Source organism: Streptomyces sp. NPDC019531 (genome assembly GCF_044903305.1).
In the GTDB taxonomy this organism is placed as follows: Bacteria; Actinomycetota; Actinomycetes; order Streptomycetales; family Streptomycetaceae; genus Streptomyces.
The window spans coordinates 101576-127901 of the sequence record NZ_JBJDQL010000011.1 but is presented as its reverse complement, the minus strand read 5'-3'; the positions used below and the strand labels follow the sequence as shown (position 1 = coordinate 127901).

The window sequence follows — 26326 nt, the reverse complement described above, 5'->3', positions numbered from 1 at the left end:
TTCCCCACAACCGCTACCGCCCCTTTTTCTTGGAATCCAGCAGCCCGGCCTTGCGCAGAGCATCAGCCATCGCACTGTTGCCCGGAGCAGGCGCCGACCGCTGCTGCTGCCGCGGTTGCTGCTGCCGCTGCTGAGGCGGCCGCCCACCCCGCTGCGGCTGACGGCGCTCCCCACCGGAGGGCTTCGCCGCCGCCTCGTCGTCGAGCCGCAGCGTCAACGAGATCCGCTTGCGCGGAATATCGACCTCCAGCACCTTCACCTTGACGATGTCACCCGGCTTCACCACATCCCGCGGGTCCTTGACGAACGTCTTGGACAGCGCGGAGACATGCGCCAGACCGTCCTGGTGGACGCCGATGTCGATGAACGCCCCGAACGCCGCCACGTTCGTCACGACTCCCTCAAGGACCATCCCGGCGACCAGGTCGGCGATCTTCTCGACGCCCTCCTTGAAGGTCGCCGTCTTGAAGGCGGGCCGAGGGTCACGCCCCGGCTTCTCCAGCTCCTTGAGGATGTCGGTCACGGTGGGCAGACCGAACGTCTCGTCCACGAACTCCTGCGGCTTCAATGACCGCAGCACACCCGTGTTGCCGATGAGGGAGGCGACTTCCTGCCCCGCCGTCTTCACCATGCGCCGCACCACCGGATACGCCTCGGGGTGCACGCTGGAGGAGTCCAGCGGGTCGACACCGTCGCGGATCCGCAGGAACCCCGCGCACTGCTCGTACGCCTTGGGCCCCAGCCTGGCCACCTTCTTCAGCTCGGTACGGGATGTGAAGGGGCCGTTGGCATCGCGGTGCGACACGATGTTCTCGGCCAGCCCCGAGGTGATCCCGGAAACCCGGGAGAGCAGGGGAGCGGACGCGGTGTTGACGTCGACCCCCACGCCGTTCACACAGTCCTCCACCACCGCGTCCAGCGAACGCGACAGCTTCACCTCGGACAGGTCGTGCTGGTACTGGCCGACGCCGATCGACTTCGGGTCGATCTTCACCAGCTCCGCGAGCGGGTCCTGGAGGCGGCGAGCGATGGAGACCGCGCCGCGCAGCGACACGTCCATGTCGGGCAGTTCCTGCGAGGCGAAGGCGGAGGCCGAGTACACGGACGCGCCCGCCTCGGACACCATCACCTTGGTGAGCTTCAGCTCCGGGTGCTTGGTGATGAGTTCACCGGCGAGCTTGTCGGTCTCGCGGGACGCCGTGCCGTTGCCGATCGCGACCAGCTCGACCGCGTGCTGCTTGGCCAGCCGGGCCAGCTTGGCGATCGCCTCGTCCCACTTGTTGGCCGGGACGTGCGGGTAGATGACGTCGGTGGCGACCACTTTGCCGGTCGCGTCGACCACGGCGACCTTCACGCCGGTACGGAAACCGGGGTCCAGGCCCAGCGTCGCGCGCGTGCCGGCCGGGGCGGCGAGCAGCAGGTCGCGGAGGTTCGCCGCGAACACGTTGACCGCCTCGTCCTCGGCGGCCGTCCGCAGCCGCAGCCGCAGGTCGATGCCGAGGTGAACCAGGATCCGGGTCCGCCAGGCCCAGCGGACGGTGTCCGTCAGCCACTTGTCGCCGGGGCGGCCACGGTCGGCGATCCCGAACTTCGAGGCGACGATTGCCTCGTACGAGGAAGGACCGGGCTGCTCGGAAGGCTCCTCGGGCTCCAGGACGAGGTCGAGGACCTCCTCCTTCTCGCCGCGCAGCATCGCCAGGATCCGGTGCGAGGGCAGGTCGGTGAAGGGCTCGGCGAAGTCGAAGTAGTCGGAGAACTTGGCGCCTGCCTCCTCCTTGCCGTCCCGCACCTTGGCGGCCAGCCGGCCGCGCACCCACATGCGCTCACGCAGCTCGCCGATCAGATCGGCGTCCTCCGAGAAGCGCTCGGTCAGGATGGCCCGGGCGCCGTCGAGGGCGGCCTGCGGATCGGGCACGCCCTTGTCGGCGTCGACGAACGCGGCGGCCGCGGCGAGCGGAGCGACACCCGGGTCCCCGAGCAGTCCCTCGGCGAGCGGCTCAAGCCCTGCCTCGCGGGCGATCTGCGCCTTGGTGCGCCGCTTGGGCTTGAACGGCAGATAGATGTCCTCCAGGCGCGCCTTGGTCTCCGCGCCCCGGATCTGCGCCTCGAGCTGCTCGGTGAGCTTGCCCTGCTCGCGCACCGAGTCGAGGATCGCCGTCCGGCGCTCCTCCAGCTCCCGCAGATACCGCAGCCGCTCCTCGAGCGTGCGCAGCTGCGCATCGTCGAGCATCTCGGTCGCTTCCTTGCGGTAGCGGGCGATGAAGGGAACCGTGGAACCGCCGTCGAGCAGTTCCACGGCAGCCTTGACCTGCCGCTCCCTTACGCCGAGTTCCTCGGCGATCCTGCCTTCGATCGACCCTGCGCTGGTGGACCCGCTGGACCCGGCTGTCGTCACGATCCCGTACCGCCTTCTCACTGAGGTTGCGCGGCAATTGTGGCAGGCGGCACAGACAGTCGGGGATCAGGGCGCGGTCATCAGGCCCTCCGGCTCCTCGTGGAGCTGGACGCACCGCCGAAGAGCCGGGCCAGTGCCCGGAAGGGCAGCGTCACCACGGTGGCTATGGCGCCGCCGATCTGTCGCAGTACGTCTGCGATCGCACGGAACATGTGCATCTCCTTTCCTCTCCCGGCCACGCCGACCAGGAGAGGAACGGGTACCTCTGTGACGGCCCGGCAATCTTCGCGACGGAAGCCGGCGGATCAGCGCCTGCCGATCAGGTCCGCGGGATAGGCCCCCGTGGTCACCGCGGCCCGAGCGAACCCCGCCGCGAGTTCCGTCAGCCGCCGCACCCCCTCGGCCCCGAGGTGCTCGTACGGGGCCCGGTCCAGCCGGTCCGTCTCCTCCTCGATCTCCTCGCGCAGGGCGACACCTCGTTCGGTCAGCTCCCCGTCGGCGTCCAGCAGCCCGCGCTCCCGGAGCCGTCCGGCGGCCGCGTCCCACTCCTCCCGGGTCCAGCCGCGCGTGGTGAACACCCAGGACGGTGTCATGCCCCGACCCGTCGCGGTGTGGGTGACCAGGGCCTCCAGGCCGTCGAGTTCCGCGGACATCAGGATGGCGAGATGTCCGTCGCCCCGGTGCTCGCGCAGCAGCGTCGCGGCGTGCCAGAGCGCGAGGTGGGGTTCCTGGGGCACCGGCAGATCGGCGTGCGCGGAGTACAGCGGGCGCGCGGAGCGCGAGCAGGCCTCGGTGGCGCGGAGCGCGAGCCGCGCCGCCTCGGCCATCTCCTCGGACGCCACGGCCCCGTCACCGAGCAGGCGGCGCAGTGTCGCGTCGACGGCACGCGCGCGTGCGGCCAGGACCTGTTCGGGGGTGGCGGTCCGCCACACCGCGGGAACGTGCTCGGCGACCAGCTCGTGCTTGTAGTTGTAGAACACCGCCGTCACCGCCCCAGGGCCGACCGGTCCCAGCGCGGCCGCCCGCACCGCGAAGTTGACGGCCCTGGGGTGGGTGATGCCGACCGCGGCCAGCTCCTTGCCCAGGTCGGGAGAGAAGTAGTGCGTGGCGTGCAGGGTGTTGAGGGGGTTCTGACAGCGGCGGCCGGCGCGCGATTCCAGGGCGTCAGTAGTCATGGCGTCAGGTTACCGACCGCTTGGTATCCCCTCGGGGCGGGAGCCCTTCATGGCAGGAAAGGTGGGGAACTCGTCGTTGCCGCCATCGCGTCCCTGCCACAAGAATCGGACCCATGGCGCAGCGCACCGTTCTCTTCGTCCTCTTCGACGGCATGCAGAGCCTCGACGTCACCGGCCCGCTGGAGGTCTTCGCCGGTGCCGAGCAGCACACCCCGGGCACCTACCGCATCCGTACGGCCTCGCTCGACGGCGCTCCCGTACGCGCCTCCAGCGGCCTGACCGTCGTACCGGACGAAGCGCTAGCCCAGGCCGACGCCGCGCACACCCTCCTGGTGCCCGGCGGCCGGGGCACCCGGCGCCCCGACGAACTCCTCACCGACTGGCTGCGCGAGCACGGGCCGGCGGCCGAGCGCCTGGTCTCGGTGTGCACCGGAGCGATCCTGCTCGCCGAGGCGGGCCTGCTGGACGGCCGCCGGGTCACCACGCACTGGGCGTACAGCGACAAGCTCGCCCATGACCACCCGGCCGTCGCGGTGGACCCCGACCCGATCTATGTGCGCGACGGACGGGTGTCGACGTCCGCGGGCGTCACCTCAGGCATCGACCTCGCGCTCGCCCTGGTCGAGGAGGACCTGGGCCGGGAGGCAGCCCTCGCCATCGCCCGCCACCTGGTCGTCTTCCTGCGCAGGCCCGGCAACCAGGCCCAGTTCAGCGCCCAGTTGGCCGCCCAGACGGCTCAGCGGGAACCGCTGCGCGAGGTTCAGCACTGGATCACCGAGCACCCCGCCGACGACCTGAGCGTCGAGGCCCTGGCCGCCCGCGCCCGGCTCTCGACCCGCCACTTCGCCCGCGCCTTCCGGACCGAGACCGGCATGACACCCGGCCGGTACGTCGACCGGGTCCGCCTCGAACACGCCCGCCGACTGCTGGAGGACACCTCCGACGGCATCGAGGAGATCTCCCGAACCAGCGGCTACGGCACCCCGGAGGCCATGCGCCGCGCCTTCGTCAGAACACTCGGCGCGGCACCGGCCGAGTACCGCCGCCGGTTCCGCCCGGCGCCCGCCCACTGAACACCCGCAACCGTTCCCAGGGGGAACCATGCAGTTCGCGATCGTCCTCTACGACCGCTTCACGGCCCTCGACGCGGTCGGCCCGTACGAGACGCTCGGCCGGCTCCCGGACTCCGAGGTCGTCTTCGTCGCCGAGGAGACGGGCCCCGTCCGCGCCGACAGCGGGAACCTCGCACTGATCGCCGACCGGACCCTGGCCGAGGTGCCGAACCCCGATGTCGTGGTCGTCCCTGGCGGCCCCGGGCAGACCCTGCAGATGGAGAACAGTGCCCTCCTCGACTGGATCCGCGCCGCCGACGCCACCAGTGCCTGGACGACGTCCGTGTGTACCGGCTCCCTGCTGCTGGCCGCAGCGGGCCTCCTCGAAGGGCGCCGCGCCACCTCGCACTGGCTGGCACTGGACGAGCTGAGGAAGTTCGGGGTCGAGCCGACGGGGGAGCGGGTGGTGACCGACGGCAAGTACGTGACCGCGGCCGGAGTCTCCTCCGGCATCGACATGGGGCTCGCCCTGCTCGGCCGGATCGCCGGCGACTTCGTCGCCCAGGCCGTACAACTCGGCATCGAGTACGACCCGCAGCCGCCCTACGACGCCGGAGCCCCGCAGAAGGCGCCCGCCGAGGTCGTCGAGCTGATCCGGTCGAGGAGCCGTTTCATCCTCGGCGGGGAACCGACCACGTGAACCGCGGCTGACGGCGCTCCAGGAACGCGGCGACGCCCTCCGCGGTGTCGCCGCTGCCCTGCGCCTGCCCGGCCCAGTGCGCGTCCCGGTCTGTGCACCCGTTCGCGAACTCCTTCGCCGCGGCCTGCGTCAGCTGTGAGCGGGAGACCAGAATCCGGGTGAACTCCCCTACTCGCTTGGCGAGTTCACCCTCGGGCAGCGCCTCGTCGACCAGACCGGTGCGCAGTGCCCGCTCCGCGTCGATCAACTCGCCCGAGAACAGCAGGTACTTGGTGGTGGCCGGCCCGACCAGCGACACCAACCGCCGCGTGGAGGACGCCGGATACACGATCCCGAGCTTCGCCGGAGTCACCCCGAACAGCGCACCCTCCTCGGCGAACCGCAGATCACAGGCCGCCGCGAGCTGAGACCCGCCGCCCACACAGTGCCCCCGGATCGCCGCCAGCGTCGGCTTGGGAAACGCGGCGAGGGCGTCCTCGGCGTCCACCGCGAGCCCTTGCGCCTCCTCGGGCGACCCCTGCAGCGTGGAGATGTCGGCACCCGCGCAGAACGTCCCGCCCTCCCCGGTCAGCACCAGAGCCCGTACGTCCGGATCGGCGGCCAGCGAGTCCAGGAGCGGCGGCAGCGCCCGCCACATCGCGGCCGTCATTGCATTGCGCTTGGCCGGGTGGTGCACTACGACGGTAGCGACCGAGTCGGTGACGGTGTGCAGCAGCTGCGGCTCCGGGAGCTCCATGCGCCGGATGCTAGCCGTACCCCCCGACCGTACGATCAGGAAGGGGGCCGCAGCGCGGGGAGGCCCCTCATGGCAGTCAAAAAGGCGGAGAACATCGAGACCGCCAAGCTGAGCCGAAGCTTCGGCTGGTTGGCCGCGCTCGGGGTGATTCTGGTGATCGCCGGAGTCGTCGGGCTGATCTACACCGGCGTGGCCACGCTGACCTCCATGCTCCTGTTCGGCTGGCTCCTGCTGATCGGCGGCACGGTCGGACTGCTGCACGCGATCCAGGCCCGGGGCTCCAACTTCTTCTGGCTCGGTGTCGTGGTCGCCGCCCTGAACATCGCGGCCGGCATCGTCGTGATCGGGCGCCCGGAAGCGGCCGCCGCGGCCCTGACCATGTTCGCCGCGCTGCTCTTCCTGACCGGCGGGGTGTTCCGGCTGGCCGGCAGTCTGGTGGTGCGCGGACCGCAGTTCGGCTGGACGCTCGTGCAGGGTGCCTTCGGTCTGCTCCTTGGCATCCTCGTACTGGCCTCCTGGCCGAGCAGCAGCAAGTACGTGATCGGCTGCTTCTTCTCGCTCGGCTTGCTCTTCGACGGCCTCGGTCTCATCGCGACCGGCTTCGGCGGGCGCAAGATCGTCGACCTGGTCACCGAACAGCAACAAGAGGCCGCCACCAAACCGACGGAAGCCGAGTAGCTCCATACGGAAACAGACGGAAACAGTCGGAGACGCTCGATATTCGCTGACTTCTGTTCAGGTCTGCGGAGTGGGGTGACCCGCTGCCAACACTCGACGTGTGGTGACAATCGAGCGCAAGGGTGGCGACCGAAGAATGGACGACCATGGGCGCGGGTACGGCCCTCGCCCACCAGGCGGCGGAGAGGAACCTCCCGGACCGGAACCACTCGGACCGGAACCACTCGGACCGGAACCACTCGGACCGGAACCACTCGGACCGGAACCACTCGGACCGGAACCACTCGAACCGAACCTTCTTGATCCGGGGGCACCGGACCCGCTGCCGTACGAGGGAGTGTGGCGGTTCACCGCTCCCGCCGTCGAAGCGTCGGTCCCACAGGCGCGCCACGCCGTACGGGACCTGCTGCACCGCCAGGGGGTGCCGGTCTCGGACGACCTCGTCCAGGGCCTTCTGCTGATCGTGTCGGAACTGGTCACGAACGCCGTCCGGCACGCGGCCCTGCTCTCGCCGATGCTCGCCGTGGAGGTCGCCGTGGGCCGGGAGTGGGTGCGGGTGTCCGTCGAGGACAACCACCCTTACCGTCCGACCGCACTGGACCATCCCCACAGTGAGACCGGCGGACGGGGGCTGCTGCTGGTACGCGAGGTCACCCGGGAGGCGGGTGGCGTGTGCGACGTCGAGCACACGTCCGGCGGGGGCAAGGTGATCTGGTCCGCCCTGCCGCTCAAGCCCGTGCGCGTGGCCTGAGGGCGGTCACCAGCCGGCGGACGGGCCTGTCAGCTCCCTGACCGCGGGACGGGCCGCGTCCAGCACCGTCATGAACCAGGACGAGAAGGTGTCCTTCGCGTGCCGCTCCGACAGCTCGCCGGGGGTCACGAACGCGGTTGCGCCGACCTCCTCCGGGTCCGGACCGGGCGGGGACTGCACCAGACCGACGAACAGGTGGTTGTACTCCTGCTCGACCAGGCCCGAGTCCGGGTCCGGGTGGTTGTAGCGGACCGTGCCGGCCTCGGCGAGCAGCGACGGGGAGACGCCCAGCTCCTCGTATGTCCGCCGGGCCGCCGCCGCGAAGGGCGCCTCGCCGGGGTAGGGGTGACCGCAGCAGGTGTTGGACCACACACCGGGGGAGTGGTACTTGCCCAGCGCCCGCTGCTGGAGGAGCAGCCGGCCCCGCTCGTCGAAGAGGAACACCGAGAAGGCACGGTGCAGCTGTCCCGGCGGCTGGTGGGCGGCGAGCTTCTCCGCGGTGCCGATCGTCACACCGTGCTCGTCGACCAGTTCCAGCAGGATCGCGTTCGCGGCGCCGTTCGACGGAGAGTGCGTCGTGGTGGCAGGTGTGGTCGGCATACCCATCCTTCACATCGGTCTTCGCGCCCCAAGTGTGCCGCACCGATCGGGCACTCCCGGCAGTTGATCGTGCCCGGCGCGGCGGACCCGGAACCGCCCCGGGGCGGGGCTGTGGGGTGGAGGACGCAAAGGTGTGCCGGATCGCTGCATTCCGTCAGAACGGGCGTTTCATGCACCGTACACGCGTGTCAGTGGCAGAGCCGCGCCTCGTGCTCCGCGTGGCCGCTCGGCTCCAGCTGGAAGGTGCAGTGCTCCACGTCGAAATGGTCGCCGAGGCAGCCCTGGAGCTCGTGCAGCAGCTTCTCGTGGCCGATCGCGCTGAGCACGTCGGAGCGGACCACCACGTGCGCGGAGAGCACCGGCATGCCCGAGGTGATCGTCCAAGCGTGCAGATCGTGGACGTCCTCCACCCCGTCGAGGGCCAGGATGTGCGTGCGTACCTCCGCCATGTCGACGTCCTTGGGCGCCGCCTCCAGCAGCACGTCGAGGGTCTCGCGCAGCAGCTTGAAGGTGCGCGGCACGATCATCAGACCGATGACCAGGGAGGCGATCGGGTCGGCGGCCTGCCAGCCCGTGGTCAGGATCACCGCGGCCGAGACGATCACCGCGAGCGAGCCCAGCGCGTCCGCCGCGACCTCAAGGAACGCTCCGCGGACGTTCAGGCTCTCCTTCTGGCCGCGCATCAGCAGGGTCAGCGAGATCATGTTCGCGACCAGACCGATCGCGCCGAACACGATGGTCAGCCCGCCCTCGGTGTCCGCGGGCGTGACGAACCGCTGGATCGCCTCGTAGAGGACGTACCCGCCGACCACGAGCAGCAGCAGACAGTTCGCGAGGGCCGCGAGGATCTCGGCGCGGGCGTACCCGAAGGTGCGATTGCCCGTCGGCGGGCGGTTCGCGAAGTGGACCGCGAGGAGGGCCATACCGAGACCCAGCGCGTCCGTCGCCATGTGCGCCGCGTCGGCCACCAGGGCGAGGGAGTCCGCGACGACGCCGCCGATGATCTCGACAACCATGACGGTGAGCGTGATCGACAGCGCCACGCGCAGCCTGCCGACGTACGCCGCGGTCGCCGTACCGCCGACCGGGGCGTGCGAGTGCGCGTGCCCGTGATCGTGCCCAGCCCCCATGGAAGCCGCCTCCTACGCGTTGATCCGGAACAGCCCGTCCGGGATCACAGTCAACTACGGGTGGGGGGTATCGGGCAACGCGGCACTGAACACCGTTGTCATGTGCCCTGACCTGCGGAAACGAATCGCAGGTCAGGGCACCCTCAGTTGTGGTGGAGCAACCAACCCCGCCAGGCGGAGTCGATCATCTCGCGCACCCCTCGCCGTGCGCGCCAGCCGAGCGTCTCAGCGGCCAGGGCGGCCGAGGCCACCGACACGGGGGCGTCTCCCGGACGCCTGGGCTCCACGACGGCAGGCCGCCGGTCTCCGGTCACCTCCCCGATCACCGTGACCATCTCGCGCACGGAAACGCCCTCGCCGCGACCGATGTTGACGGTCAGGTCACCGCTTCGGTCGCCTTCGGACAGCCGCCGGGCCGCCGCGAGATGAGCCTCGGCCAGGTCGGACACATGGATGTAGTCACGGACGCAGGTGCCGTCCGGCGTCGGATAGTCGTCGCCGAAGATCCGTGGCGCCTCGTCCCGGGTGAGCCGGTCGAAGACCATGGGCACGATGTTGAAGACACCGGTGTCCGCGAGCTCCGGCGCGGCGGCCCCGGCGACGTTGAAATAGCGCAGGCAGACGGTGGAGATCCCGTGGGCATGCCCGGCCGCCCGCACCAGCCACTCCCCGGCCAGCTTCGTCTCGCCGTACGGGTTCACCGGGGCGCAGGGGGTCTCTTCCGTGATCAGTTCCACGTCGGGGTTGCCGTAGACGGCGGCCGAAGAGGAGAAGAGGAAGCGCTCGATCCGGGCCTCCGCGACCGCCTCCAGCAGGGTCGCGAGACCGCCGACGTTCTCCTGGTAGTAGCGGGTCGGCTGCGCCACCGACTCGGCGACCTGCTTGCGCGCCGCGAGATGCACCACACCCGTCACCGCGTGCTCGGCGAGCACCCGCTTCAGCAGGCCACCGTCGAGCGAGGAACCCCGGATCAGCGGCACCTCGGAGGGAAGCCGGGCGGGCACGCCCGCCGACAGGTCGTCCAGGACGAGCACCCGCTCCCCGGCCCCTGTCATGGCCCGCGCCACATGCGCCCCTATGTACCCGGCACCGCCGGTGATCAGCCACGTCATGGTCGTCCACCCTATGCCGACGCTCCGGAAGCACTCACGATGTCCTGGATGTCCGCTCTGCGGGCCGCGGTTTGTGGGCGGAGGCCAGGATCACCGATGATGATCGTGGCAAAGGCCGGGGGAGGCGGTGTTGATCGGCCCGTTAACGGGCGGTGAACGCAGTCTTCTTGGCATCCGATAGCCTCTGCCGACATGCCGCCCGCCTGGTGCAGCCAAGGGGCGCCCCCATCGTGCACATGACCGGCGCCAGCGCGTCGGCACCCAGGGAGTGAGTTCGGTTGTCGACCGCCATCCTCACCGGTCAGCCGGTCCCCGGATCGTCGATCGAGGGTGATCTGCGGTCCCTCGGCTTCGACGTGCGGGTCGCCGCGGACGCCGCCGATGCCGAGCGGCTGGTCGCCGAGGCGCCCTGTGACCAGCGGGTCGCCCTCGTCGACGCCCGCTTCGTCGGCCACGTGCACGCCCTGCGCCTCGGTCTCACCGACCCCCGCTTCTCCCTCGCCGCGCTGCCCGGCGCCATCACCGCGCAGCCCGACGGCCGAGTGACACTGACCCGGGCGCTGGCCCGCGAGAACTCCGCGGGCGGCGGTACCGCTGTCGCCGTCGACAGCCTCCCCGACCGCCTTGTCACCGCGCTGGCCGACGACGGCGCCGATGTCCACCAGCCCGAGCTCGGCAGCCTGGTCGCCGCCGTGCCCGTCGATCCCCAGGCCCGCAACGAGGCACGGCAGGCCGTCGCGGAGGTCGACGACGAGGCCGTACGCCTGAAGTCCGCCGTGAAGTCCCGCGACGGCTTCTTCACCACCCACTTCATCAGCCCGTACTCCCGCTACGTCGCCCGCTGGTGCGCCCGCCGCGGCCTGACCCCGAACCAGGTCACCACCGCGTCCCTGCTCATCGCTCTGATCGCGGCGGCCTGCGCGGCCACGGGTACGCGCGGCGGCTTCATCGCGGCGGGAGTCCTGCTGATCGCGTCGTTCGTCCTGGACTGCACCGACGGCCAACTCGCCCGCTACTCCCTCCAGTACTCCACGCTCGGCGCCTGGCTCGACGCCACCTTCGACCGGGCCAAGGAGTACGCGTACTACGCGGGCCTCGCTCTGGGAGCGGCCCGGGGCGGCGACGACGTATGGGCCCTCGCCCTCGGCGCGATGGTCGTCCAGACCTGCCGGCACGTCGTCGACTTCTCCTTCAACGAGGCCAACCACGACGCGACCGCCAACACCAGCCCCACGGCCGCCCTTTCGGACAAGCTCGACAGCGTCGGCTGGACGGTCTGGGTACGGCGGATGATCGTCCTGCCGATCGGCGAGCGCTGGGCGATGATCGCGGTGCTCACGGCGGCCACGACTCCGCGGATCACCTTCTACGTCCTTCTCGTCGGGTGCGCCTTCGCGGCGACCTACACCACGGCGGGCCGGGTGCTGCGGTCGCTGACGCGGAAGGCGCAGCGGACGGACCGGGCGGCGCAGGCGCTGGCGGACCTCGCGGACAACGGACCGCTCGCCTCATTCGTGGCACGCGCCACACGCGTCCGCCTCGGAGCGCCGCTGCTGGTGGCGTCGGCCGGTACCGCCGTCCTCGCCGTGGCCGTCTTCTCCGGGGTGACCTGGGCGCCCGTCGCGGGTGCGGTCGTCTACACCGTCACCGCCGGTCAGGCCCTGTACCGCCCCCTGAAGGGCGCCCTCGACTGGCTCGTCCCCCCGCTCTTCCGCGCCGCCGAATACGGCACTGTCCTGGTCCTGGCAGCCGAAGCGGACGTGAACGGAGCCCTTCCCGCGGCTTTCGGCCTGGTGGCGGCCGTCGCCTACCATCACTACGACACGGTGTACCGCATCCGCGGCAACGCCGGAGCGCCCCCGGCCTGGCTGGTGCGCGCCGTCGGGGGGCACGAAGGACGGACGCTGCTCGTCACCGTCCTGGCCGCCGCGCTCACCGCTTCGCAGTTCACGGTCGCGCTCACGGTCCTGGCCGTGGCCGTGGCCCTGGTGGTGCTCGTCGAGAGCGTCCGCTTCTGGGTGTCCGCAGGGGCTCCCGCCGTACACGACGAAGGAGAACCCGCATGATCGGCCTCGTGCTGGCGGCCGGCGCCGGCCGGCGTCTGCGCCCCTACACCGACAGCCTTCCCAAGGCTCTGGTGCCGGTGGGCCCCGCGGGAATAGAGGGCGAACCCACGGTCCTGGACCTGACGCTCGCCAACTTCGCCGAGATCGGCCTGACCGAGGTCGCGGTCATCGTCGGCTACCGCAAGGAGGCCGTGTACGAGCGCAAGGCGGCCCTTGAGGACAAGTACGGCCTCAAGCTCACCCTCATCGACAACGACAAGGCCGAGGAGTGGAACAACGCCTACTCCCTGTGGTGCGGCCGTGACGCCCTCAAGGACGGCGTGATCCTCGCCAACGGCGACACCGTGCACCCGGTCTCCGTCGAGAGGACACTGCTCGCCGCGCGTGGCGAGGGCAAGCGGATCATCCTCGCCCTGGACACCGTGAAGTCGCTGGCCGACGAGGAGATGAAGGTCGTCGTCGACGCCGGGAAGGGCATGACGAAGATCACCAAGCTGATGGACCCGGCCGAGGCGACCGGCGAGTACATCGGCGTCACGCTCATCGAGGGCGACGCCGCCCCCGAACTCGCCGACGCGCTCAAGGCGGTCTGGGAGACCGACCCGCAGCAGTTCTACGAGCACGGGTACCAGGAACTCGTGAACCGGGGCTTCCGGATCGATGTCGCGCCGATCGGCGACGTGCAGTGGGTGGAGATCGACAACCACGACGATCTCGCCCGTGGACGGGAGATCGCATGCCAGTACTGACCCGGCTGATCCCCTCGCCGCTGGTCGTGGACATCCGCCCCGGTGCCCTCGACGATCTGGCGTGCGTGCTCGCCGACGAGCGCATCTCGACCTCGGGCCGGCTCGCCGTCGCCGTCAGCGGTGGCTCGGGCGTCAAGCTGCGCGAGCGTCTGGAGCCGACGCTGCCCGGCGCCACCTGGTACGAGGTCGACGGCGGCACCCTCGACGACGCCGTGCGGTTGGCGAGCGACATAAAGGCCGGCCACTACGACGCCGTCGTGGGCCTCGGCGGCGGCAAGATCATCGACTGTGCCAAGTTCGCCGCTGCCCGCGTCGGCCTGCCCCTGGTCGCGGTACCGACGAACCTCGCGCACGACGGGCTGTGCTCGCCGGTCGCCACGCTCGACAACGACGCCGGGCGCGGCTCGTACGGTGTGCCGAACCCGATCGCCGCGGTCATCGACCTCGACGTCATCCGGGAGGCTCCGGTGCGCTTCGTGCGCGCGGGCATCGGCGACGCTATCTCCAACATCAACTCGATCGCGGACTGGGAGCTCGCGAACCGGGTCAAGGGCGAGAAGATCGACGGTCTCGCGGCGGCCATGGCCCGCCAGGCAGGCGAGGCGGTGCTACGGCACCCCGGCGGCGTCGGCGACAACGACTTTCTCCAGGTCCTGGCCGAGGCGCTGGTCCTCACCGGCATCGCGATGTCGATCTCCGGCGACTCGCGCCCCGCCTCGGGCTCGTGCCACGAGATCAACCACGCCTTCGACCTGCTCTTCCCCAAGCGTGCCGCCGCCCACGGCGAACAGTGCGGCCTGGGCGCGGCCTTCGCGATGTACCTGCGCGGAGCCCACGAAGAGGCGGCGTACATGGCCGAGGTACTGCGTCGGCACGGACTGCCGGTGCTGCCGGAGGAGATCGGCTTCACACCCGCGGAGTTCGTCCGCGCCGTGGAGTTCGCCCCGGAGACACGCCCCGGCCGCTACACCATCCTCGAACACCTCGACCTCAAGACCGACCAGATCAAGGACATCTACACCGACTATGTCAAGGCCATCGGTAGCTGAACTCCGTCCGGTCGTCCACCCCGCTGGGGTCAAGGACCGGCGCAGCGGTGAGCACTGGATGGGACGCCTCTACATGCGTGAGGTGTCCCTGCGGGTGGACCGCTACCTGGTGAACACCAGGGTCACGCCCAACCAGCTCACGTACCTGATGACCGTCTTCGGTGTCCTCGCGGCCCCGGCGCTGCTGGTACCGGGGATCCCGGGCGCCGTGCTCGGAGTGGTGTGCGTCCAGATGTACCTGCTCCTTGACTGCGTCGACGGCGAGATCGCGCGCTGGAAGAAGCAGTACTCGCTGAACGGCGTGTACCTCGACCGGGTCGGCGCCTATCTGACCGACGCGGCCGTGCTCGTCGGGTTCGGCCTGCGCGCCGCCGACCTGTTCGGCAGCGGCCGTATCGACTGGCTGTGGGCCTTTCTCGGCACCCTGGCCGCGCTCGGCGCGATCCTGATCAAGGCCGAGACCGACCTCGTCGGTGTCGCCCGGCACCAGGCCGGCAAGCCGCCCGTGCAGGAGGCGGCCGCCGAGATGCGCTCCTCCGGCATGGCGCTGGCCCGCCGGGCCGCCGCGGCGTTCAAGTTCCACCGGCTGATCCTCGGCATCGAGGCGTCCCTGCTGATCCTCGTCCTCGCGATCGTGGACCATGTGCGCGACGACCTGTTCTTCTCGCGGCTCGGCGTCGCGGTGCTGGCCGGCATCGCCCTGCTCCAGACCCTGCTGCACCTCGTGTCGATCCTCGCCTCCAGCAGGCTGAAGTGAGTGCCGGCATGAAGGTCGGCGCGGTCATCATCACGATGGGCAACCGTCCCGAGGAGCTCCGCGCCCTGCTCGACTCGGTCGCCAAGCAGGACGGCGACCCGGTCGAGGTGGTCGTCGTCGGCAACGGCTCGCCCGTCCCGGACGTCCCCGACGGCGTCCGGACGATCGAGCTCCCCGAGAACCTCGGCATCCCCGGCGGCCGCAATGTCGGCATCGAGGCCTTCGGCCCCAGCGGTCGCGATGTCGACCTATTGATGTTCCTCGACGACGACGGCCTTCTCGCTGGCCACGACACCGCCGAACTGTGCCGCAAGGCCTTCACCGAGGATCCGAAGCTCGGCATCGTCAGCTTCCGCATCGCCGACCCGGACACCGGGGTCACCCAGCGCCGGCACGTCCCGCGGCTGCGCGCCGCCGACCCGATGCGCTCCTCCCGGGTCACCACCTTCCTGGGCGGCGCCAACGCCGTACGCACCCAGGTCCTCGCCGAAGTCGGCGGCCTCCCGGACGAATTCTTCTACGCCCACGAGGAAACCGACCTGGCATGGCGGGCCCTCGACGCGGGCTGGATGATCGACTACCGGTCCGACATGGTGCTGTACCACCCCACGACCGCGCCCTCGCGGCACGCGGTCTACCACCGCATGGTCGCCCGCAACCGCGTCTGGCTCGCCCGCCGCAACCTGCCCGCGCCCCTGGTCCCGGTGTACCTCGGCGTCTGGCTGCTGCTCACTCTCGTACGCCGCCCCTCGCGGCCGGCCCTCAAGGCCTGGTTCGGCGGCTTCCGGGAAGGCTGGAGCACACCCTGCGGTCCGCGTCGGCCCATGAAATGGCGTACGGTGTGGCGGCTCACCCGACTGGGCCGCCCCCCGGTCATCTGACAAGCTCGTCCCTGAGAGCACCCGGGCCGCACCGCGGTCCCACACTCGTGCCCTGCCTGCACAGGCCGCGCATCTCGAAGACGAAAGTTATCCACCATTGAGTGAGACAACGCATGACGGCCCGGTCGTGACCAGCGCGCCCGCGTCGCCCGACGAGGGCCTCACGGCGGTACAGCTCGCCGCGAAGTACGGACTGTCCGTGAGCGGCGCCCGCCCCTCGCTCGTCGAGTACGTCCGTCAGCTCTGGGACCGGCGTCACTTCATCATCGCGTTCTCGCGGGCCAAGCTGACCGCCCAGTACAGCCAGGCCAAGCTCGGCCAGCTGTGGCAGGTGGCCACCCCGCTGCTGAATGCCGCCGTGTACTTCTTCATCTTCGGCGTCATCCTCAACGCCAGCCGGGGCATGTCGAAGGACGTGTACATCCCGTTCCTGGTCACGGGTGTCTTCGTGTTCACCTTCACGCAGAGCTCGGTCATGGCGGGCGTGCGTGCCATCTCCGGCAACCTCGGCCTCGTCCGCGCGCTGCACTTCCCGCGCGCCTCGCTGCCGGTGTCCTTCGCGCTCCAGCAGCTCCAGCAGCTGCTGTTCTCGATGATCGTGCTGTTCGCCGTGGCGGTCGGCTTCGGCCACTACCCGGACCTGTCCTGGGTGCTGATCGTCCCGGTACTGGCCCTGCAGTTCCTCTTCAACACCGGCCTGGCGCTGATCATGGCCCGCGCCGGCGCCAAGACCCCCGACCTGGCACAGCTCATGCCGTTCGTGATGCGCACCTGGATGTACGCGTCCGGGGTGATGTTCTCGATCCCGATCATGCTGGCCGACAAGCCACAGTGGGTCGCCACGGTGCTCCAGTGGAACCCGGCGGCCCTCTACATGGACCTGATGCGTTTCGCCCTGATCGACGACTACGGCTCGGAGAACCTGCCCGACCACGTCTGGGCGGTCGCGGGTGGCTGGGCCGTGCTCTTCGCGCTCGGTGGCTTCGTGTACTTCTGGAAGGCTGAGGAGAGGTACGGCCGTGGCTGAGGACATCAGGGACGAGCAGATCCCGACGGTCATCGCGGACGAGCTGCACATCGTCTACCGCGTCAACGGCGCCAAGACCGGCAAGGGCAGCGCGACCGCCGCACTGAGCCGCATCTTGAAGCGCGGCGAGGAGCGGGGTGTGCGCAAGGTGCACGCTGTGCGGGGCGTCTCCTTCGTCGCGTACAAGGGCGAGGCGATCGGCCTGATCGGCTCCAACGGTTCCGGCAAGTCAACCCTGCTGCGTGCCATCGCCGGTCTCCTGCCCGCGGAGAGCGGTCGTGTCTACACGCACGGCCAGCCCTCCCTGCTCGGCGTCAACGCGGCGTTGATGAACGACCTCACGGGCGAGCGGAACGTCATATTGGGCGGGCTCGCCATGGGCATGTCCCGGGAGCAGATCAGGGAGCGTTACCAGGAGATCGTCGACTTCTCCGGGATCAACGAGAAGGGTGACTTCATCACCCTTCCGATGCGCACCTACTCCTCCGGCATGGCGGCCCGGCTGCGCTTCTCCATCGCCGCTGCCAAGGACCATGACGTCCTCATGATCGACGAGGCCCTGGCCACCGGTGACCGCAAGTTCCAGAAGCGCTCCGAGGAACGCATCCGCGAACTGCGCAAGCAGGCCGGCACGGTGTTTCTCGTCAGCCACAACAACAAGTCGATCCGTGACACCTGCGATCGCGTCCTGTGGCTGGAGCGCGGCGAGCTGCGCATGGACGGCCCGACCGACGAGGTCATCAAGGAGTACGAGAAGTTCACGGGCAAGTAGTCCACGCGGGCCGGACGAAAAAGCCCCCTGCGCTCGACCGGGCCCCGCCGGAACTGCTCCGGCGGGGCCCCGCGTCTGCAAAGGAAACGTCAACTTCGGCCCCCCTTAGGAATCTTGGGGCCAATCGGTGTGTTGTTGTGATGTGCAGGACACCCCGACGATCCAAGCGGCGTTGTACAACGTAAGCTGTACCGGTGCCGAATCGCGGCAAGTGGGGCGATAATGCGCGACACCCGATCTCGGGGAAGCCGCGCGGACGGCCGGGCGGCGTGTCCGAAATAGTCCGTATTGGGTCTGCGGTGTAGAACGGGAGATGTGACGGCAATGGCGACCGAAGATCCCCAGCTCCACCCGGCTCGTGCCGTCCTCGCCGCGGGCAGTGAGCGGTGACGGGAACCGGTACGGCGCGCATCGGTGATCCGGAGCGCGGTACGCTCGACAAGGCCGCGGGGGAGAACTTCCCCGTGGCTCCGTTCTTCCTGCCCAAGGACTGGCGCACCGACCTCATGGCCGTCTACGGCTTCGCCCGCCTGGTCGACGACATCGGCGACGGAGATCTCGCCCCCGGTGGCGAGGACGCCCGGCTCCTCGGTGTGTCGCCCTCGGACGCCTCGGACCGGCTGCTGCTTCTCGACGCTTTCGAGGCCGATCTGAACCGGGTCTTCTCCGGGGAGCCCCACCACCCCCTGCTGCGCCGCCTCCAGCCGACCGTCCGCCGCCGTGCCCTGACCCCCGAGCCCTTCCTCGGTCTGATCGCCGCCAATCGCCAGGACCAGCTCGTCAAGCGCTACGAGACCTACGACGACCTCCTCGCCTACTGCGAGCTGTCCGCCAACCCCGTCGGCCGTCTGGTGCTCGCCGTCACCGGCACCTCGACCTCCGAGCGGGTCCGGCTCTCCGACGCGATCTGCACCGCCCTCCAGATCGTCGAACACCTCCAGGACGTCGCCGAGGATCTCGGCCGCGACCGGATCTACCTCCCGGCCCAGGACATGAAGCGCTTTCACGTCCAGGAGACGGATCTCGCCACGAAAACCGCGGGCGCATCGGTGCGCGCACTGGTTGCATATGAAGCACAACGCGCCCGCGACCTCCTGAATGAAGGCGCCCCCTTGGTGGGTAGCGTCCACGGCAGGCTCAGACTGCTGCTCGCAGGTTTCGTGGCGGGGGGAAGGGCGGCGATCCATGCGATCGCCGCCGCCGAATACGACGTACTTCCCGGCCCGCCCAAGCCCGGCAAGCTGCGGCTGCTGCGCGAGGTGGGCGTCACTCTGCGAGGAGAGGGGTGATCCGGACCGTGGAGTCATCACCGCACGTCTCCCCACCGGTGCTCGCCGCCTACAGCTACTGCGAGGCAGTCACCGGACAGCAGGCCCGTAACTTCGCGTACGGCATCAGACTGCTGCCCACGTCGAAGCGGCGCGCGATGTCCGCGCTCTACGCGTTCTCGCGCCGCGTCGACGACATCGGTGACGGCGCGCTGGCGGACGACGTCAAGACCGCGAGACTCGAGGACACCCGGGCGATGCTGACCCGGGTGCGGGAGGGCTCGGTCGACGAGGACGACACCGATCCGGTGGCCGTCGCCCTCGCCCATGCCGCCGAGACCTTCCCGATCCCGCTGGGCGGCCTGGACGAGCTGATCGACGGCGTCCTGATGGACGTACGCGGCGAGACCTACGAGACCTGGGACGACCTGAAGGTGTACTGCCGCTGTGTGGCGGGCGCCATCGGGCGGCTCTCGCTCGGCGTGTTCGGTCCCGAACCGGGGGCGCGCGCCGCCGAACGCGCGCCGGAGTACGCCGACACGCTCGGTCTTGCGCTCCAGCTCACCAACATTCTCAGAGACGTCCGTGAGGACGCCGAGGGCGGGCGCACCTATCTGCCCGCCGACGACCTCGCGAAGTTCGGCTGCTCGGCCGGCTTCAAGGGGGCGAAACCGCCGGAGGGCGCCGACTTCGCGGGCCTCGTGCACTTCGAAGTGCGACGGGCCCGCGCCCTTTTCGCCGAGGGCTACCGGCTGCTCCCCATGCTCGACCGGCGCAGCGGCGCCTGTGTCGCTGCCATGGCCGGCATCTACCGCCGACTGCTCGACCGCATCGAGCGCGACCCCGAGGCGGTGCTGCGCGGCCGGGTCTCGCTGCCCGGACGTGAGAAGGCCTACGTCGCCGTCCGTGGCCTGTCCGGCCTGGACGCGCGGCATGTGACGCGGCGGACCGTCAGGAGGCGTGCCTGATGGGGAGCGTGGACAATTCGGTCCAAGGTGATGCCGTCGGAGAAGAGTGGCACGCAACCCTCCGCTCGGGGACGACGTCCCTGACTGCAACGGCCTACCGGGCATGGCTCGAACACCACGGCGGCCGCACCGGGGAGGGTGTGCGATGAGCGACGGGCATCAGTCCGCGCGGGACGCCGTCGTGATCGGCGGCGGGCTCGCCGGCATCACCGCCGCGCTCGCGCTCGCCGACGCCGGAGTGCGCGTCACCCTGCTGGAGGGCAGGCCACGCCTGGGCGGGCTCGCCTTCTCCTTCCAGCGCGGCGAACTGACCGTCGACAACGGACAGCACGTCTACCTGCGCTGCTGCACCGCCTACCGCTGGTTCCTCGACCGCGTCGAGGGGACGGCGTTGGCACCGCTGCAGGATCGTCTCGACGTGCCCGTGCTCGACGTGGCCCGGCCCGAGGGCCGACGGCTCGGCAGACTGCGGCGCGACGCGCTGCCGGTGCCCCTGCATCTGGGGCGCAGCCTCGCGACCTATCCGCATCTCTCGCTCGCCGAGCGTGCCAAGGTCGGGCGTGCGGCGCTCGCGCTCAAGGGGCTCGACCTCGCCGATCCGAGCTTGGACGCACAGGACTTCGGCAGCTGGCTGACCGCGCACGGTCAGTCGGCGCGTGCCGTCGAGGCCCTGTGGGACCTGGTCGGGGTCGCCACCCTCAACGCGGTCGCGGGCGACGCCTCGCTGGGGCTCGCCGCGATGGTGTTCAAGACCGGTCTGCTGTCCGACCCGGGCGCGGCCGACATCGGCTGGGCGCACGTCCCGCTGGGTGAACTGCATGACCGGCTCGCCCGCAAGGCGCTCGACTCCGCGGGCGTGCGTACCGAGGTCCGTACACGCGTCACCTCCATCTCTACTGACGAGAACGGCACTTGGAGCGTTCAGGTTCCCGGGGAGACGCTCCGGGCCGATGCGGTGGTCCTCGCCGTGGCCCAGAACGAGGCGTGTGACCTGCTGCCCGAGGGTGCGCTCGACGCGCCGGAAAATCTCAGGGAGATCGGTACAGCGCCGATCCTCAATGTGCATGTGGTCTACGAGCGCAAGGTGCTCGACAAGCCGTTCTTCGCGGCCCTCGGCAGCCCCGTGCAGTGGGTCTTCGACCGCACCGACGCCTCCGGGCTGCGTGAGGGCCAGTACCTCGCCCTGTCCCAGTCTGCCGCCCACGACGAGATCGACGAGCCGGTGGCCGAACTGCGCGAGCGGTATCTGCCCGAGCTGGAGCGGCTGCTGCCGCTCGCGCGTGGCGCCGAGGTGAAGGACTTCTTCGTGACCAGGGAGCGTACGGCGACGTTCGCTCCGACCCCCGGCGTCGGACGGCTGCGGCCCGGCGCTCGTACGAAAGCCCCCGGCCTCTACCTGGCCGGCGCGTGGACCGCCACAGGGTGGCCCGCGACCATGGAGAGTGCGGTCCGCAGTGGTGTGAGCGCGGCGGACGCCGTGTTGAACGCCCTGGGCCGGCCCCGCCCCAGCCACCTCTTCGAGTTCGAGGAGGCGGCGTGATGCTCGACCAGCACGGCGCGACAGGCCCCAGCACCTCCGGTACCGCAACAAGAGGAGAGACTGTGCCCACTGTGCCCCCGGCCGAGACGGCCGCTGCGAGGTCCGCGGTGGACGTGACCGCGCTCCTGGAGCGCGGCCGGACCCTGGCCACTCCGGTGCTGAAGGCGGCCGTCGACCGCCTCGCATCCCCCATGGACACCGTGTCCGCCTACCACTTCGGATGGATCGACGCCCAGGGCAACCCCGCCGACGGAGACGGCGGCAAGGCCGTGCGCCCCGCCCTCGCCGTGCTCTCGGCCGAGGTCACCGGCGCCGCGCCGGAGACCGGCATTCCCGGCGCGGTCGCCGTCGAACTGGTCCACAACTTCTCGCTGCTGCACGACGACCTGATGGACGGCGACGAGCAGCGCCGCCACCGCGACACCGTGTGGAAGGTGCACGGCCCCGCCCAGGCCATCCTGGTCGGCGACGCCCTGTTCGCCCTGGCCAACGAGGTCCTGCTGGAACTCGGCACCGTCGAGGCCGGCCGCGCCACCCGACGGCTGACCACCGCCACCCGTGCCCTGATCGACGGCCAGGCGCAGGACATCTCCTACGAGCACCGCGACCGCGTCAGCATCGAGGAGTGCCTGGAGATGGAGGGCAACAAGACCGGCGCCCTGCTCGCCTGCGCCTCCTCCATCGGCGCGGTGCTCGGCGGCGCGGACGACCGAACCGCCGACACCCTGGAGAAGTACGGCTACCACCTGGGCCTTGCCTTCCAGGCCGTCGACGACCTCCTCGGCATCTGGGGCGACCCGGTCTCCACCGGCAAGCAGACCTGGAGCGACCTGCGCCAGCGCAAGAAGTCCCTGCCGGTCGTGGCCGCGCTCGCGGCGGGCGGACCCGCCTCCGAGCGGCTCGGCGAGATCCTCGCCGCCGACGCCAAGGCCAGCGACTTCGCGAACTTCTCCGAGGAGGAGTTCGCGTCCCGTGCCGCCCTGATCGAGAAGGCGGGCGGCCGCGAGTGGACGGCCGCCGAGGCACGCCGTCAGCACACCATCGCCGTCGAGGCCCTCGACGCCATCGGCATGCCCGACCGGGTACGGGCGCAGTTCACGGCGCTCGCGGACTTCGTCGTCGTACGAAAGAGATGATCACTATCGGTCGAATAGCCCTCGCGTAGTCGCCGGCCGGTGCTGCGAGGAAAGGAAAAGTACCGGCCGACGGCGGACCCACAGCAGAGCACCACATTGCACACTGCACGAAGGGGAAGCCATGACAGCGACGACCGACGGAAGCACCGGGGCCCTGCCGCCCCGCGCTGCCGCGGCCAGCGAAACCCACATCGACACCCCCGTGGCGGCCGGGGTACAAGAAGCCGCCGTACGTGCCGTACAACGCGCCACCGACCACCTGCTCGCACGGCAGGACGCCCAGGGCTGGTGGAAGGGCGACCTCGAGACCAACGTCACGATGGACGCCGAGGACCTGCTGCTCCGTCAGTTCATCGGCATCCGCGACGAGTCGACCACCCGGGCCGCCGCCCTGTTCATCCGCGGTGAGCAGCGCGAGGACGGCACCTGGGCCGGCTTCTACGGCGGGCCCGGCGAACTCTCCACGACCATCGAGGCGTACGTCGCCCTCCGCCTGGACGGCGACGCGCCTGGCGCCCCGCACATGGCCAAGGCCTCCGCCTGGATCCGCGCGCAGGGCGGTATCGCCGCCGCCCGGGTGTTCACCAGGATCTGGCTCGCCCTGTTCGGCTGGTGGAAGTGGGAGGACCTGCCCGAACTCCCGCCCGAGCTCATCTACTTCCCCAAGTGGGTCCCGCTCAACATCTACGACTTCGGGTGCTGGGCCCGCCAGACCATCGTCCCGCTGACGATCGTCTCCGCGAAGCGTCCGGTGCGGCCCGCGCCCTTCCCGCTCGACGAACTGCACGCCGACCCGGCCGATCCGAACCCGGCCAAGCCCCTTGCTCCGGTGGCGAGTTGGGACGGCGCCTTCCAGCGTCTCGACAAGGCGCTGCACCAGCTGCGCAAGGTCGCCCCGCGCAGACTGCGCAGAGCCGCGATGAACAGCGCGGCCCGCTGGATCATCGAGCGGCAGGAGAACGACGGCTGCTGGGGCGGCATCCAGCCCCCGGCCGTCTACTCGGTGATCGCGCTGCACCTGCTCGGCTACGACCTCGAACACCCGGTCATGCGGGCCGGGTTGGAGTCCCTGGACCGCTTCGCCATCTGGCGTGAGGACGGGGCCCGGATGATCGAGGCCTGCCAGTCGCCGGTGTGGGACACCTGCCTCGCGACCATCGCGCTCGCCGACGCGGGCGTGGCCGCCGACCATCCGCAGCTCGTCAAGGCGGCGGACTGGATGCTCGGCGAGGAGATCGTGCGGCCCGGCGACTGGGCGGTGAAGCGGCCCCAACTCCCGCCGGGCGGCTGGGCGTTCGAGTTCCACAACGACAACTACCCCGACATCGACGACACCGCCGAGGTCGTCCTCGCGCTGCGCCGCGTCAAGCACCACGACCCGGAGCGGGTCGAGAAGGCCATCGGTCGTGGCATCCGCTGGAACCTCGGGATGCAGTCGAAGAACGGCGCCTGGGCCGCCTTCGACGTCGACAACACCAGCCCCTTCCCCAACCGGCTGCCGTTCTGCGACTTCGGCGAGGTCATCGACCCGCCGTCCGCCGACGTCACGGCGCACGTGGTGGAGATGCTGGCCGTCGAGGGGCTCTCGCACGACCCGCGGACCCGGCGCGGCATCGAGTGGCTGCTCGCCGAACAGGAGCCGGACGGCTCGTGGTTCGGACGCTGGGGCGTCAACTACGTCTACGGCACCGGCTCCGTGGTGCCCGCCCTCACCGCCGCCGGACTGCCCGCCTCGCACCCTGCGATCCGGCGGGCCGTGGCCTGGCTGGAGAAGGTGCAGAACGACGACGGCGGCTGGGGCGAGGACCTGCGCTCCTACAAGTACGCCAAGGAGTGGAGCGGCCGCGGCGCCTCCACCGCCTCGCAGACGGCCTGGGCGCTGATGGCGCTGCTGGCCGCGGGGGAGAAGGACTCCAAAGCCGTCGAGCGCGGCGTCGAGTGGCTGGCGAGCACCCAGCGCGAGGACGGCTCCTGGGACGAGCCCTACTTCACCGGCACCGGCTTTCCCTGGGACTTCTCGATCAACTACCACCTCTATCGGCAGGTCTTCCCGCTCACCGCGCTCGGCCGGTACGTCCATGGAGAACCGTTCTCCCGGACCGAGGCGGTCTGATGAGCACCCAGCCCGCCACCGCCCCGCTGCTCATCGCCTGCGCGCTCGGCATCGAGCACCTCGCCCTGCGCACGGGCGAGCGCGGCGGGGCCGGCGGGCCGGTCACCCTGCTCCGGACGGGCATGGGCCCCAAGGCGGCGGAACGGTCCGTCACCCGTCGCCTGGCCGATCCCGAACTCGCCGGAGCCGCCGTCCTGGCCACCGGCTTCTGCGCGGGGCTCGCCCCCGGGATGCACCCCGGCGATCTGGTGGTCGCCGAGGAGACCCGGGATCCGGACGGAACCGTTCCCTGTGTGGAGACCGACCTACTCGTCAAGGAGCTCGTACGGGCCGTACCGGGACGTACCGTGCACACCGGACCCCTCACCGGCTCCGATCACGTCGTACGTGGTCACGAGCGGTCGGATCTGCTCGCGACCGGCGCGATCGCGGTCGACATGGAGTCCGCGGCCACGCTCCTGAGCGCCGTGCGCGCGGGCGAACGCCCCGTTGCGGCCGTCCGGGTGGTCGTGGACGCTCCACAACATGAACTCGTCCGGATCGGCACGGTACGCGGTGGAATATCAGCCTTCCGCGTTCTTCGTTCCGTCCTTCCCGCTTTCTATGAATGGCACCGTTCCTTGCTGCTCCCCAGGAGGTGAGCCAGATGGCCATGCCGCTGCGTCAGTCCATCAAGGTCGCTACATACTTGGCCGAACAGAAGCTCCGCAAGCGGGACAAGTTCCCGCTGATCGTGGAGCTGGAACCCCTCTTCGCATGCAACCTGAAGTGCGAGGGCTGCGGCAAGATCCAGCATCCGGCGGGCGTGCTCAAGCAGCGCATGCCGGTGGCGCAGGCCGTCGGGGCGGTGCTTGAGTCCGGTGCGCCGATGGTGTCCATCGCCGGCGGTGAGCCGCTGATGCACCCTCAGATCGACGAGATCGTGCGGCAGTTGGTGGCGAAGAGGAAGTACGTCTTCCTCTGCACCAACGCCATGCTGCTGCGCAAGAAGATGGACAAGTTCAAGCCCTCTCCCTACTTCGCCTTCGCCGTGCACATCGACGGACTGCGCGAACGGCACGACGAGTCGGTGGCGAAGGAGGGCGTGTTCGACGAGGCCGTGGAGGCGATCAAGGAGGCCAAGAAGCGCGGCTTCCGGGTCACCACCAACTCGACCTTCTTCAACACCGACACCCCGCAGACCATCATCGAGGTGCTCAACTTCCTCAACGACGACCTCAAGGTCGACGAGATGATGATCTCGCCCGCCTACGCCTACGAGAAGGCGCCCGACCAGGAGCACTTCCTGGGCGTGGAGCAGACCCGTGAGCTGTTCAAGAAGGCCTTCGCGGGCGGCAACCGCAAGAAGTGGCGCCTCAACCACTCCCCGCTCTTCCTGGACTTCCTGGAGGGCAAGGTCGACTTCCCGTGCACGGCCTGGGCGATCCCGAACTACTCCCTGTTCGGCTGGCAGCGCCCCTGCTACCTGATGAGCGACGGGTACGTGCCGACGTACCGCGAACTCATCGAGGAGACCGACTGGGACAAGTACGGCCGCGGCAAGGACCCGCGCTGCGCCAACTGCATGGCGCACTGCGGCTACGAGCCGACCGCCGTCCTCGCCACCATGGGCTCGCTCAAGGAGTCCCTGCGCGCCATGCGCGAGACCGTCAACGGAAACCGCGAGTAGTG

At 70.1% G+C, this 26326-nt stretch carries 26 protein-coding genes; 19 read left to right on the top strand and 7 right to left on the bottom strand.

The window, feature by feature from the left end:
• Nucleotides 1-13: 13 nt before the first annotated feature.
• The 3 genes from ACI2L1_RS16330 to ACI2L1_RS16320 form a co-directional block, all read right to left on the bottom strand.
• Complete coding sequence (locus ACI2L1_RS16330; protein ID WP_404739983.1) at nt 14-2395, bottom strand: Tex family protein; 2382 nt, start codon at nt 2393-2395, stop codon at nt 14-16.
• Nucleotides 2396-2475: 80 nt separating this feature from the next.
• Nucleotides 2476-2607, bottom strand: coding sequence for an LPFR motif small protein (locus ACI2L1_RS16325; RefSeq protein WP_252100478.1), 132 nt, complete (start codon nt 2605-2607; stop codon nt 2476-2478).
• Between the two features lie 93 nt (nt 2608-2700).
• The gene (locus ACI2L1_RS16320) at nt 2701-3570 is read right to left on the bottom strand and encodes a hypothetical protein (RefSeq protein ID WP_404739982.1); all 870 of its coding nucleotides are present in this window, start codon (nt 3568-3570) and stop codon (nt 2701-2703) included.
• A gap of 113 nt (nt 3571-3683) precedes the next feature.
• On the opposite strand from ACI2L1_RS16320, the gene ACI2L1_RS16315 reads away from it, so the two are divergent.
• Nucleotides 3684-4643, top strand: a complete 960-nt coding sequence (locus ACI2L1_RS16315) for a GlxA family transcriptional regulator (RefSeq protein ID WP_404739981.1) — start codon at nt 3684-3686, stop codon at nt 4641-4643.
• A 28-nt stretch (nt 4644-4671) separates the two neighbouring features.
• The gene (locus tag ACI2L1_RS16310) at nt 4672-5322 is read left to right on the top strand and encodes a DJ-1/PfpI family protein (RefSeq protein ID WP_404739980.1); all 651 of its coding nucleotides are present in this window, start codon (nt 4672-4674) and stop codon (nt 5320-5322) included.
• Here the strand turns inward: ACI2L1_RS16310 and ACI2L1_RS16305 are convergent.
• Nucleotides 5294-6058 (bottom strand): enoyl-CoA hydratase/isomerase family protein, encoded by a 765-nt coding sequence (locus tag ACI2L1_RS16305; RefSeq protein ID WP_404739979.1) that lies wholly within the window; start codon nt 6056-6058, stop codon nt 5294-5296. The two genes, ACI2L1_RS16310 and ACI2L1_RS16305, sit on opposite strands and share 29 nt — an antisense overlap.
• A gap of 69 nt (nt 6059-6127) precedes the next feature.
• Here ACI2L1_RS16305 and ACI2L1_RS16300 point away from each other — a divergent pair, with 69 nt between their 5' ends.
• Both ACI2L1_RS16300 and ACI2L1_RS16295 read left to right on the top strand, forming a co-directional pair.
• Nucleotides 6128-6736: an HdeD family acid-resistance protein gene (locus ACI2L1_RS16300; RefSeq protein WP_404739978.1), complete on the top strand. Its 609-nt coding sequence runs from the start codon at nt 6128-6130 to the stop codon at nt 6734-6736.
• A gap of 136 nt (nt 6737-6872) precedes the next feature.
• Nucleotides 6873-7487 (top strand): ATP-binding protein, encoded by a 615-nt coding sequence (locus ACI2L1_RS16295; protein ID WP_404739977.1) that lies wholly within the window; start codon nt 6873-6875, stop codon nt 7485-7487.
• A 6-nt stretch (nt 7488-7493) separates the two neighbouring features.
• Here ACI2L1_RS16295 and idi read toward each other — a convergent pair whose 3' ends face one another.
• The 3 genes from idi to galE form a co-directional block, all read right to left on the bottom strand.
• The gene (gene idi / locus ACI2L1_RS16290) at nt 7494-8087 is read right to left on the bottom strand and encodes an isopentenyl-diphosphate Delta-isomerase (protein ID WP_404739976.1); all 594 of its coding nucleotides are present in this window, start codon (nt 8085-8087) and stop codon (nt 7494-7496) included.
• Nucleotides 8088-8275: 188 nt separating this feature from the next.
• Nucleotides 8276-9217, bottom strand: a complete 942-nt coding sequence (locus tag ACI2L1_RS16285; protein WP_404739975.1) for a cation diffusion facilitator family transporter — start codon at nt 9215-9217, stop codon at nt 8276-8278.
• Nucleotides 9218-9360: 143 nt separating this feature from the next.
• Nucleotides 9361-10329 carry a UDP-glucose 4-epimerase GalE gene (gene galE, locus ACI2L1_RS16280; RefSeq protein WP_404739974.1) on the bottom strand — a complete coding sequence of 323 codons (969 nt, stop codon included), beginning with the start codon at nt 10327-10329 and terminating at the stop codon, nt 9361-9363.
• Nucleotides 10330-10607: 278 nt separating this feature from the next.
• Here galE and ACI2L1_RS16275 point away from each other — a divergent pair, with 278 nt between their 5' ends.
• From ACI2L1_RS16275 to hpnH, 15 genes are all read left to right on the top strand, one after another.
• Nucleotides 10608-12395 carry a DUF5941 domain-containing protein gene (locus tag ACI2L1_RS16275; protein WP_404739973.1) on the top strand — a complete coding sequence of 596 codons (1788 nt, stop codon included), beginning with the start codon at nt 10608-10610 and terminating at the stop codon, nt 12393-12395.
• Entirely contained in the window at nt 12392-13144 is a 753-nt protein-coding gene (locus tag ACI2L1_RS16270; protein WP_404739972.1) for a sugar phosphate nucleotidyltransferase, read from the top strand. Before ACI2L1_RS16275 ends, ACI2L1_RS16270 begins: the two co-directional genes overlap by 4 nt.
• Complete coding sequence (locus ACI2L1_RS16265; RefSeq protein WP_404739971.1) at nt 13132-14193, top strand: iron-containing alcohol dehydrogenase family protein; 1062 nt, start codon at nt 13132-13134, stop codon at nt 14191-14193. Before ACI2L1_RS16270 ends, ACI2L1_RS16265 begins: the two co-directional genes overlap by 13 nt.
• Nucleotides 14171-14950, top strand: a complete 780-nt coding sequence (locus ACI2L1_RS16260) for a CDP-alcohol phosphatidyltransferase family protein (RefSeq protein ID WP_404739970.1) — start codon at nt 14171-14173, stop codon at nt 14948-14950. The genes ACI2L1_RS16265 and ACI2L1_RS16260 overlap by 23 nt, the downstream gene beginning before the upstream one ends.
• A gap of 8 nt (nt 14951-14958) precedes the next feature.
• Entirely contained in the window at nt 14959-15831 is an 873-nt protein-coding gene (locus ACI2L1_RS16255) for a glycosyltransferase family 2 protein (protein ID WP_404740064.1), read from the top strand.
• Between the two features lie 97 nt (nt 15832-15928).
• Nucleotides 15929-16858, top strand: coding sequence for an ABC transporter permease (locus ACI2L1_RS16250; RefSeq protein WP_404739969.1), 930 nt, complete (start codon nt 15929-15931; stop codon nt 16856-16858).
• Entirely contained in the window at nt 16851-17630 is a 780-nt protein-coding gene (locus ACI2L1_RS16245; protein ID WP_404739968.1) for an ABC transporter ATP-binding protein, read from the top strand. The genes ACI2L1_RS16250 and ACI2L1_RS16245 overlap by 8 nt, the downstream gene beginning before the upstream one ends.
• A 386-nt stretch (nt 17631-18016) precedes the next feature.
• Nucleotides 18017-18919, top strand: a complete 903-nt coding sequence (hpnC, locus tag ACI2L1_RS16240) for a squalene synthase HpnC (RefSeq protein WP_404739967.1) — start codon at nt 18017-18019, stop codon at nt 18917-18919.
• On the top strand, nt 18916-19866 hold the full coding sequence (gene hpnD, locus ACI2L1_RS16235; protein WP_404739966.1) for a presqualene diphosphate synthase HpnD: 951 nt from the start codon (nt 18916-18918) through the stop codon (nt 19864-19866). Before hpnC ends, hpnD begins: the two co-directional genes overlap by 4 nt.
• On the top strand, nt 19866-20015 hold the full coding sequence (locus ACI2L1_RS16230) for a DUF6380 family protein (protein WP_404739965.1): 150 nt from the start codon (nt 19866-19868) through the stop codon (nt 20013-20015). The genes hpnD and ACI2L1_RS16230 overlap by 1 nt, the downstream gene beginning before the upstream one ends.
• The gene (hpnE, locus tag ACI2L1_RS16225; protein WP_404739964.1) at nt 20012-21406 is read left to right on the top strand and encodes a hydroxysqualene dehydroxylase HpnE; all 1395 of its coding nucleotides are present in this window, start codon (nt 20012-20014) and stop codon (nt 21404-21406) included. Before ACI2L1_RS16230 ends, hpnE begins: the two co-directional genes overlap by 4 nt.
• Before the next feature lie 71 nt (nt 21407-21477).
• Entirely contained in the window at nt 21478-22542 is a 1065-nt protein-coding gene (locus tag ACI2L1_RS16220) for a polyprenyl synthetase family protein (RefSeq protein ID WP_404740063.1), read from the top strand.
• A 121-nt stretch (nt 22543-22663) separates the two neighbouring features.
• Entirely contained in the window at nt 22664-24655 is a 1992-nt protein-coding gene (shc, locus tag ACI2L1_RS16215; protein WP_404739963.1) for a squalene--hopene cyclase, read from the top strand.
• The gene (locus ACI2L1_RS16210; RefSeq protein WP_404739962.1) at nt 24655-25296 is read left to right on the top strand and encodes a 1-hydroxy-2-methyl-2-butenyl 4-diphosphate reductase; all 642 of its coding nucleotides are present in this window, start codon (nt 24655-24657) and stop codon (nt 25294-25296) included. The genes shc and ACI2L1_RS16210 overlap by 1 nt, the downstream gene beginning before the upstream one ends.
• Nucleotides 25297-25301: 5 nt before the next feature.
• On the top strand, nt 25302-26324 hold the full coding sequence (hpnH, locus tag ACI2L1_RS16205; protein ID WP_404739961.1) for an adenosyl-hopene transferase HpnH: 1023 nt from the start codon (nt 25302-25304) through the stop codon (nt 26322-26324).
• Nucleotides 26325-26326 lie beyond the last annotated feature (2 nt).

Coding starts and splice junctions, on each gene's coding strand:
- ACI2L1_RS16325 (WP_252100478.1), bottom strand. CDS start 2,607: ATGTTCCGTGCGATCGCAGACGTACTGCGACAGATCGGCGGCGCCATA.
- shc (WP_404739963.1), top strand. CDS start 22,664: ATGACAGCGACGACCGACGGAAGCACCGGGGCCCTGCCGCCCCGCGCT.
- ACI2L1_RS16320 (WP_404739982.1), bottom strand. CDS start 3,570: ATGACTACTGACGCCCTGGAATCGCGCGCCGGCCGCCGCTGTCAGAAC.
- ACI2L1_RS16255 (WP_404740064.1), top strand. CDS start 14,959: ATGAAGGTCGGCGCGGTCATCATCACGATGGGCAACCGTCCCGAGGAG.
- ACI2L1_RS16295 (WP_404739977.1), top strand. CDS start 6,873: ATGGACGACCATGGGCGCGGGTACGGCCCTCGCCCACCAGGCGGCGGA.
- ACI2L1_RS16210 (WP_404739962.1), top strand. CDS start 24,655: ATGAGCACCCAGCCCGCCACCGCCCCGCTGCTCATCGCCTGCGCGCTC.
- ACI2L1_RS16265 (WP_404739971.1), top strand. CDS start 13,132: ATGCCAGTACTGACCCGGCTGATCCCCTCGCCGCTGGTCGTGGACATC.
- ACI2L1_RS16285 (WP_404739975.1), bottom strand. CDS start 9,217: ATGGGGGCTGGGCACGATCACGGGCACGCGCACTCGCACGCCCCGGTC.
- ACI2L1_RS16310 (WP_404739980.1), top strand. CDS start 4,672: ATGCAGTTCGCGATCGTCCTCTACGACCGCTTCACGGCCCTCGACGCG.
- ACI2L1_RS16300 (WP_404739978.1), top strand. CDS start 6,128: ATGGCAGTCAAAAAGGCGGAGAACATCGAGACCGCCAAGCTGAGCCGA.
- hpnH (WP_404739961.1), top strand. CDS start 25,302: ATGGCCATGCCGCTGCGTCAGTCCATCAAGGTCGCTACATACTTGGCC.
- hpnE (WP_404739964.1), top strand. CDS start 20,012: ATGAGCGACGGGCATCAGTCCGCGCGGGACGCCGTCGTGATCGGCGGC.
- ACI2L1_RS16270 (WP_404739972.1), top strand. CDS start 12,392: ATGATCGGCCTCGTGCTGGCGGCCGGCGCCGGCCGGCGTCTGCGCCCC.
- galE (WP_404739974.1), bottom strand. CDS start 10,329: ATGACGTGGCTGATCACCGGCGGTGCCGGGTACATAGGGGCGCATGTG.
- ACI2L1_RS16260 (WP_404739970.1), top strand. CDS start 14,171: ATGTCAAGGCCATCGGTAGCTGAACTCCGTCCGGTCGTCCACCCCGCT.
- ACI2L1_RS16230 (WP_404739965.1), top strand. CDS start 19,866: ATGGGGAGCGTGGACAATTCGGTCCAAGGTGATGCCGTCGGAGAAGAG.
- ACI2L1_RS16305 (WP_404739979.1), bottom strand. CDS start 6,058: ATGGAGCTCCCGGAGCCGCAGCTGCTGCACACCGTCACCGACTCGGTC.
- idi (WP_404739976.1), bottom strand. CDS start 8,087: ATGCCGACCACACCTGCCACCACGACGCACTCTCCGTCGAACGGCGCC.
- ACI2L1_RS16315 (WP_404739981.1), top strand. CDS start 3,684: ATGGCGCAGCGCACCGTTCTCTTCGTCCTCTTCGACGGCATGCAGAGC.